Below are 7,596 nucleotides of genomic sequence, written 5' to 3' on the forward strand. Positions count from 1 at the left end.
CAACACGTTACGGAATGATCATGATTAAAAAGCTGATAGGTACCATTGCTTTGTCACTGACCTGCGCGGTTTCATTCGCTGCAAGCGGTGGCTACAAGCTGGATCACGCACCCGACCGCATCAACGACATGTCCTCGCTGCAAAACGGCGCCAAGTTGTTCGTCAACTATTGCCTGGGCTGCCATAGCGCCAATTCCATGCGCTATAACAAGCTCACGGACATTGGCCTGACTGAAGAGCAAATCAAGAAAAACCTGCTTTTCACGTCAGACAAAATCGGCGACCTGATGCACATCGCCATGACGCCTGCAGATGCCAAGAAATGGTTTGGCGCCGCCCCTCCGGACTTGTCCGTGATTGCGCGTGCCAAATCGACCACCATGGGTCCATCTGGCGTTGACTACGTTTATACTTTCCTGCGTACGTTCTACCGCGACACCTCCAAGGTTTCCGGCTGGAACAACCTGGTATTCCCAAGCGTCGGCATGCCCAACGTACTTTGGCAACTCCAGGGCCCGAGTACACTAGACCATGTTATTGTCCACGAAGCTGAGAATGCCGATGGCACCAAAAACTGGGAGCGCACTACGGCCAAATACGATGCTGAAGGATTTTCGGTCATCACTAAGGAAGAGCTGAAAGACTACAACGGTTCCCCCGTCGACAAAGCCATCCTGGCACCTGCTGACAAAAACAGCGCCGCGGTTTTCGACAATAATGTCGCCGACCTTAGTAATTTCCTGGGCTGGATGGCCGAACCCATGCAGCTTCAGCGCAAACAGCTGGGTGTGTGGGTCTTGCTGTTCCTTTCGCTGTTCCTGATTATTGCCTGGCGCCTGAATGCAGCCTTCTGGAAAAACGTCAAATAAGCAGTCTGTGCCGGTAGCGCCTTCCAGGCATCGCGTTTAAGCTACCGGTCAAGAAATAGGCGTAGGTTGATACGCCTATTTCCCTTTTCGGAGCCGCACTTCGGTGCGCTCTTGTTTTCATTTCTACGATTGGAATTCGCGACATGATGGTGCTCTATTCTGGAACGACTTGCCCGTTCTCCCAACGCTGCCGCTTTGTGTTGTTCGAAAAGGGCATGGATTTTGAAATCCGTGACATCGACTTGTACAACAAGCCTGAAGACATTGCCGTCATGAACCCCTACGGCCAGGTTCCCATTCTGGTCGAGCGTGATCTGGTTCTGTACGAGTCCAATATCATCAACGAATACATCGACGAACGCTTTCCGCACCCGCAGCTCATGCCTGCGGATCCCGTCATGCGCGCTCGTACTCGTCTGTTCTTGTACAACTTCGAAAAAGAACTGTTCGTGCACGTGTCGGTGCTTGAAAACCGCAGCTCCAACGATACCAAGGCGCAAGACTTCGCGCGCCAGAATATCCGCGACCGGCTTGCCCAATTGGCACCGATGCTGTTAAAAAACAAGTACATGCTGGGCGAAGAGTTCTCGATGCTGGATGTCGCCGTTGCGCCACTGCTATGGCGCCTGGATCATTACGGCATTGAATTGCCCAAGAATGCGGCCCCTATCCAGAAATACGCCGAGCGCATTTTCTCGCGCCCTGCCTACATCGAAGCGCTGACCCCTTCCGAAAAGGTCATGCGTCGCTAAAGCTATGCAAGAATCATCGACCAAGCCCTACCTGATTCGCGCCCTGCACGAGTGGTGTACCGATAACGGCTACACCCCTCATATTGTTGTTACGGTTGACGCGAACACCATTGTTCCGCTTGCCCATATCCACGATGGCCAGATCACGCTGAATATCGGCACCCTGGCCACCAACCGGCTAACGCTGGGCAACGACTACATCGAGTTCCAGACTCGATTTGGCGGCGTCACCGAGCAAATATTCGTGCCTGTAGGGGCCGTATCGGCCATTTACGCACGCGAAACCGGTGCGGGCATGGGCTTTGATGTTATTGAGTCCCAACCTTATCCAGGCGCCGATTCAACAGCTAGCGGCCCCCAGGCCGTTGTCGATGGCACAGTACCAGCAGCCACAAGCGACAAGGGGACGCCGCCCGACGACGCGCCCCCCAAGCCGCCACGGCTTAAAATCGTCAAGTAGTCCACACGCGCCTTGGTTAAGGCGCGTGTGCTTCTACCTGAACCGCGCCGCCAGCTTTTCGGTCTCCCGCGCCAGCACAGCAGCATCCATACCGACAGCGGTAAACAGGCTGCCCAACTCGATATAACGCCGCGCAAGGGCCTCGTCGAAGGTCAGGATGCCTGGCGCCTTGCCGCAGGCCCGTATGCGCCGTATGGCGTCCTCTATGACGTTTTGCACGTTAGGGTGCTTCATGTCGCCCAAATGGCCCAGGCTGGCCGACAAGTCCGCCGGCCCAATAAATATGCCATCCACGCCGTCTACGGCGGCGATCGCCTCCAGATTGTCCAGGCCTTCCTGAGTTTCAATCTGCACCAGCAAGCAAAGTTCATCCTCACAGCTTTGCGCGTAAGTGGCCAAGCGCCCGAACCCGCTTGCCCGCATCGTCCCCCCAACACCACGCATGCCATTTGGCGGATAGCGCATGCCGGCCACGGCCTGAGCAGCCTCTTCCGCATTCTGTACATAGGGGATCAACAACGTTTGCGCGCCGATATCCAAGTAACGCTTCTGTTGAATCGGATCATTCCAGCTTGGGCGCACAATTGGCGAAACCGGATATGCCGCCGTCGCCTGCAACTGGCCCAATATTGAACTTACATCGTTGGGCGAATGCTCGGTATCGAGCACGAGCCAATCAAACCCGGATCCGGCAACGATTTCAGCGCTGTAAGGACTGGCCAAAGATACCCACAGACCAAGCTGATGCTGGCCGGCCAGAATGGCTCGCTTGAAACGATTAATCGGGAGTTGCATGCTTAACCTTATGAAAACAAAACAATAATAAATTCCGAGACAAGTAAAATCTTGAATCTCGCCGGCTAGAGATTAATCGTATCATCGTTGCTAGGGCTATCGGTCTGCGCAGCGATTTAGTAGTGGCGAGACGCAACAAAGTCGTAAAAATGTTGGGCGGCCTCAGAATGCGCGTGATGCTTGTTTCGATACAGCCCGACTCGCAACATGACTTGCGGCGATTTCAGGGGAACAGCCACTACGTCATGGATGCGTAAATACTTGAAGGCATACTCCGCCACAACCGTGACGCCCCCTCCTGATTCCACGATAGAAAGAATGCTATGCAGGTGCGATAGCTCTATCACCTCGCTTTGCGACAGGTCAATTCCCGAGTCAGCCTGCATTTGGGCTAGCGAGTCACGGCTATGGAAAACGAAAGTTTGACCCTTTAGCTGCTCCCAAGTGACAAGCTCCAGTTTTGCAAAGGCATGGTCATGCGGCACCACTAGCGCTATCGGGCTGCTGAACAGAAACTTCTGCGAGATCGATGGGGGTACACGACGACGTATAGGGCCTATCGCCAGATCGATCTCGCCTTCAGCGATTGCGCTGACAAGCGCATCCGGATGCATGTCTTTCAAATCGATTCGTACGTCTGGATGTTCCAACGAGAACTCATGAAGCATCGAGGGGAGCCGGGATGCGACGAGTGCGGCTGTCGACCCCAATCGAAATTGTCTGTTCTTACGCGACAGAACGTCCTCGGCAGTTTCGTTAAGCCTTTGAACCTCCATCAGCACCTGTTCTGCCTGTCTCAGATAGGTTTTCCCTTCGAGAGTCAGGTCCAGTTTGCGAGTCGTCCTCTCAAAAACTTTAAAACCCACCTGCTTTTCGAGTTCATGGATCAAATGGCTAAGCGCGCCCTGAGTCATTGAAAGCGCATCAGCAGCCTTTCCAAAACTTCCGAAGTTGTTGACGAATACGAATGCTCTGAGCTGGCGCAGGGTGACATTAAGCTTTACGACTTTCAAGTTTGCGCTCCGGCCACAGCGTCCTCAGGCACCACCCCCGATGCCTACTTGGACAGCGTTCATTTATATATTGATATTACTAATATATTAACGAAAAGAAAGAATAAAAGCATGGGATCACCGCTGATAGACTGGATTCACATAGCGCTGTTCTACAACATCCAGACAAAATCAAAGGAGATAGTTATGAAAAAATTATTGGGCCCCATGCTGCTGGCCTATGGCATGCTGGCTAGCGGACCGGCTAGCGCAGCGACAACTTCGTACCCCAACCAACCCATCAAGATCATCGTGCCTTACCAGGCCGGTGGCGGCACTGATCAAGTGCTCCGCATCCTGGTACCGAAGGTTTCCCAACTGCTTGGCAGTCCGATCGTCGTCATCAACCGGCCAGGGGCCAGTACCGTCATCGGCATGAAAGCAATGATAGAAGCGGCACCCGATGGTTACACCCTGGCGCTTTCTACCAATACAAGCTTCAGCCTGATCCCGTACACACAATCGCCCCAACCCTATGATCCCGATAAAAGCATGACCTACATCACGGCCCTGGGCGAAACGCCCATGATCATGACGACGCATCCGGGGTTCGCCAAGAATTTCGATGAGTTCATGGCTAAAGTGAAAGAGCAGCCCGGACATTATTCCTATGCCACCTACGGGGTCGGCGGCATTACGCACTTGGCGGCAGAAGTGCTTATGGGCGATATGGGAATCAAGATGAACCAAATCCCCTATAAAGGTTTCGAGGCGGTCAGTGCTGTGGCTGGTGGACAGGTGGATGCCATGATAGACGGTGTGAATTCACCCACCCCCATGATACAAGCCGGCAAAATCATTCCCTTGGTCACGTTGCAACATTCCCGAACCAAATTCCTTCCGGACACGCCAACCCTTAGTGAAAGAGGCTATCCCAATGCCAGCACCAGCACTATTTCATACATTCTGGCAGCCCCAAAAGCTACGCCACAACCCATCATCAACAAACTGTACAAGGCTTTTTCAGAAGCCCTGAACGATAAGGATCTCATCGAGAAGATCGAGGCCACGAAGTCTATGCCCATGCATTTGACTCCCCAGCAAACCGAAGACTACATACGCGCCGAAGCCACGAAATTTCGCGGCATCATTAAACAGCGCAACATCAAGTTCAACTGAGATGACTTCGACCTCATACATTGCCAAGCAAGAGACCTGGCCCGATATAGTCGATGAACATGCGAGGAACGTGCCCCACAGGGACGCCGTGGTCTTAAGAGACTTTCGGCTTACTTATGCACAGTTGGCGCTGGCGGTTGAAAGTACGGCCCATTTGCTTCAAAGAAATGGAATACGTCACGGCGACCGGGTAGCCTTACTCGCACCGCCCCGCCCCGAAGCCATCATCACCTTCCTGGCGTGCGCAAAAATCGGCGCCATTTGGCTGGGCTTGAATCCCAAGTACAAAGAGCCCGAAATAGACTATATCGTCGGCCATGCTGAACCTGCCCTTATCATATCGATGCAAGAATTCGACGGCGTCAATTATGTGGAAACGCTTGAACGTGTCGCCTCGGCTCGGCGCAGTAGAGATGGCACGTCTGATATACGCGTCGTATATTTTGACAGCCGACAGGCCAGCTGCGAAAACCTGTATGACGCTTTAGCAAAATCAGCGACTCATGCAGTGCCGGCCGAGGATGAGGCATCCACCCCCTCTGGGGACGAGGCTTGCATGCTCGTCTATACGTCCGGAACCACTGGCCAACCCAAAGGGGTACTGCTCTCGCAGACCGCAGGGATATTCCGGGCTACGGTACAAGCGCAGTACTTTAAAACAAGCGAACCGCCGCGCATTTTGAATTTCTCCCCTATCAATCATGTGGGGGGTATGCAATTTCGCTCGCTTGTTCAAATCAAGGCCGCCGGAACGATCTATTTCCAGGAACGATTCCGCCCAGCGGAGGCCTTGCAGTTAATCAGGCAATATCAAATCAATATGCTGATGCTGGGCCCGACCATGCTGCATATGCTGATGGAGGACGAAGCCTTCGGCGTCGACATTTTCAAACAGCTTGAGTGGTATATATCGGCAGGGGCAGCGTTGCCTGTTCCAGCCCTTAAAGCGCTCGCCAGCCATTGCCCTCAAGTCGCCACCGTGTATGGATCGACGGAATCCTGTTCGACCGTCAGCTATGCGAGTCTTCACGACTCCTTTGAATCCGTCGCCTACACGATTGGCTGGTCGATTCCGGACGGCGAAATGCGTATTGCCGGCAAGGAAGGAAATACGCTGCCTCCCCTCGAAGAAGGGGAGCTTCAGGTTCGCCGGGAGCACTGCATGGTGGGGTACCTGAATAATGAAACTGCAACTCAAGAGGCTTTTACCGCTGATGGCTGGTACAGAACGGGTGATCTGGCGGTCATGCTGGAGGATGGCAGTTTCAAGATTGCCGGCCGAATAAAGGAAATGTTCAAGTCGGGTGGGTACAACGTCTACCCGCGCGAGGTAGAACTCGTGCTCGAAGCACATCCATCCATAAGAATGGCAGCGGTCGTGCCTGTGGACGACAAGAAGTTTCAGCAAGTCGGACATGCGTTTGTGCTGGTAGACGCGAGCACCGGTTTGCAAGAGTCCGCGGTGATCGCATGGTGCAAGGAACGCCTGGCCAACTACAAAGTGCCCAAGCGGGTCGTCATACGTTCCGCCATGCCCATGCTCGCCATCGGCAAAGTCGATAAGGTTCGGCTCAAGGCCGAAGCCAGCCACTACGCCGCAGAACCCATACACACGTAAGGAATTAGAATGAATCAAGCAGTATCACTGGAACATGCCGTATCCGTAGAACGCATCGGCGCGACGGCAATCGTCAGGCTGGATCGTGGCAAGAACAAGAATGCGCTGTCGCAGGCCGTAATGACCGAGCTGACACGAGTTGCCGAGAGTTTTCATGAAGACCGCAGCATCAATAGCGTTATCCTGACCGGAACACGCACGGAGTTCTCGGCAGGCGTGGATCTCAAGGATCCCGCTCGATGGAATATTGACCCGGCGGACATTGAAGCTATACGTATAGCCTCCTCGCGGGGAGCGGCAATGTGCAGGGCATGGGAAAACATACCGCAATTGACCATTGCCGCCATTGAAGGCATTAATGTAGGCGGCGGCATCGCGTTGACCCTTTGTTGCGACTGGAGAGTTCAGTCCGAAACATCCATCATGATGCTGCCCGAAGCCCAAATAGGGCTCCCTTTGAGCTGGCAAACAGTACCGAGGCTCGTCAATATCGTTGGCGCATCCAAGGCAAAGCAACTGATTCTGCTGGGCGAAAAGCTAAGTAGCCACGAGGCCCTGGAATTGGGTTTAATTGATTTCGTCGTACCTGCAGGGACCGCTCTGGACAAAGCGCTGCAACTGGCGGAAAAGGTCAACAAGAATCCCCGGCTCGTCACGACCTTAACCAAGCACAGTGTGAATAACTATGCCAACGCCTTGAATCATCTGGCCTCGTACATGGACGTAGATCAATCTGTACTATGCGGCCTAAGCGAATCCGCCGTTCAGACCCGGGAAAAGTTCAGTGCCTGACCCGGGAAAACGCCTTGCACCCCCGACCATCCTGTACGGTGCTGTGAAGAATTAAAATTTCTAGTAGAATGACGCCTTCGCCGGTTTAGCTCAGTTGGTAGAGCAGCGCACTTGTAATGCGAAGGTCGAGGGTTCAACT

Annotated in this window: 8 protein-coding genes; 6 read left to right on the plus strand and 2 right to left on the minus strand. The window is 53.7% G+C overall.

Annotated features, from left to right (window positions below):
* Window positions 1–14: 14 nt before the first annotated feature.
* The 3 genes from ABWO67_RS09465 to ABWO67_RS09475 all read left to right on the plus strand — a co-directional run bounded on the left by ABWO67_RS09465 (window position 15) and on the right by ABWO67_RS09475 (window position 2,081).
* Window positions 15–869, plus strand: coding sequence for a cytochrome c1 (locus ABWO67_RS09465; protein WP_353150839.1), 855 nt, complete (start codon window positions 15–17; stop codon window positions 867–869).
* Between the two features lie 143 nt (window positions 870–1,012).
* Window positions 1,013–1,621 (plus strand): glutathione S-transferase N-terminal domain-containing protein, encoded by a 609-nt coding sequence (locus tag ABWO67_RS09470; protein ID WP_353150841.1) that lies wholly within the window; start codon window positions 1,013–1,015, stop codon window positions 1,619–1,621.
* A 4-nt stretch (window positions 1,622–1,625) separates the two neighbouring features.
* Window positions 1,626–2,081: a ClpXP protease specificity-enhancing factor gene (locus ABWO67_RS09475; RefSeq protein WP_353150844.1), complete on the plus strand. Its 456-nt coding sequence runs from the start codon at window positions 1,626–1,628 to the stop codon at window positions 2,079–2,081.
* Window positions 2,082–2,114: 33 nt separating this feature from the next.
* Here ABWO67_RS09475 and hpaI read toward each other — a convergent pair whose 3' ends face one another.
* Together hpaI and ABWO67_RS09485 are read right to left on the minus strand one after the other, a co-directional pair.
* Window positions 2,115–2,876: a 4-hydroxy-2-oxoheptanedioate aldolase gene (gene hpaI / locus ABWO67_RS09480; protein ID WP_353150847.1), complete on the minus strand. Its 762-nt coding sequence runs from the start codon at window positions 2,874–2,876 to the stop codon at window positions 2,115–2,117.
* Between the two features lie 116 nt (window positions 2,877–2,992).
* A complete protein-coding gene (locus tag ABWO67_RS09485) occupies window positions 2,993–3,889 on the minus strand; it encodes a LysR family transcriptional regulator (protein WP_353150850.1) in 897 nt (298 codons plus the stop codon).
* Between the two features lie 186 nt (window positions 3,890–4,075).
* Here ABWO67_RS09485 and ABWO67_RS09490 point away from each other — a divergent pair, with 186 nt between their 5' ends.
* From ABWO67_RS09490 to ABWO67_RS09500, 3 genes are read left to right on the plus strand one after another with little or no spacing between them, the layout of a single operon-like run.
* On the plus strand, window positions 4,076–5,047 hold the full coding sequence (locus tag ABWO67_RS09490) for a Bug family tripartite tricarboxylate transporter substrate binding protein (RefSeq protein ID WP_353150853.1): 972 nt from the start codon (window positions 4,076–4,078) through the stop codon (window positions 5,045–5,047).
* Window position 5,048: 1 nt separating this feature from the next.
* Entirely contained in the window at window positions 5,049–6,665 is a 1,617-nt protein-coding gene (locus tag ABWO67_RS09495; protein ID WP_353150856.1) for a class I adenylate-forming enzyme family protein, read from the plus strand.
* Between the two features lie 9 nt (window positions 6,666–6,674).
* Entirely contained in the window at window positions 6,675–7,457 is a 783-nt protein-coding gene (locus tag ABWO67_RS09500; protein ID WP_353150859.1) for an enoyl-CoA hydratase/isomerase family protein, read from the plus strand.
* Window positions 7,458–7,596 lie beyond the last annotated feature (139 nt).

The sequence above is a fragment of the Pollutimonas bauzanensis genome, from assembly GCF_040393045.1.
GTDB lineage: Bacteria > Pseudomonadota > Gammaproteobacteria > Burkholderiales > Burkholderiaceae_B > Pollutimonas > Pollutimonas bauzanensis_A.